The sequence below is a fragment of the Sodalis-like endosymbiont of Proechinophthirus fluctus genome (genome assembly GCF_001602625.1).
Lineage (GTDB): Bacteria > Pseudomonadota > Gammaproteobacteria > Enterobacterales > Enterobacteriaceae.
This window is the reverse complement of the sequence record NZ_LECR01000077.1, coordinates 9,023-9,478: the sequence shown is the minus strand read 5'-3', so window position 1 is coordinate 9,478 and position 456 is coordinate 9,023. Positions and strand designations below refer to the sequence as shown.

General features: G+C 52.6%; 1 pseudogene. It reads left to right on the top strand.

Going from position 1 to position 456, the window contains the following annotated elements:
• Positions 1–208: pseudogene (locus tag BG74_RS17830) on the top strand (bifunctional methylenetetrahydrofolate dehydrogenase/methenyltetrahydrofolate cyclohydrolase); the annotation flags it as partial.
• Positions 209–456: the final 248 nt, after the last annotated feature.

Here is a 456-nt window from a genome sequence, read left to right as displayed (position 1 = left end):
GATCAAACCCGGTGCGGTGGTCATGGATGTCGGAATTAATCGATTAGATAGCGGCAAAGTGGTCGGCGACGTGGATTATGCTGGTGCCGCCAAGCGCGCCGCCTACATTACGCCGGTGCCAGGCGGTGTGGGCCCGATGACGGTGGCAACGCTGATTCAGAATACCTTGCAGGCGTGCGAAGATTATCATGATACGTCAGCGCAGTAGATCTAACCATAACGACATTTTCTCTTAAGGAGCATCCCCCTTATATCGTGTTATGTAATCTTTTGAAAATTTCTGGCTAGTGCGATAGCGATGCGGCAGTCAAGTTGGTCATTGATGAGAGCTGGGTCACGGTAAACGTTGAGATGGAAACTCGTCGGATAGTGGGTGACGATCACGGAATAACCCACGGGCGAGGTGATATTGCCGGCCTCACCGTCCCGCTATGGGACCAACGAGCCTATGCCATT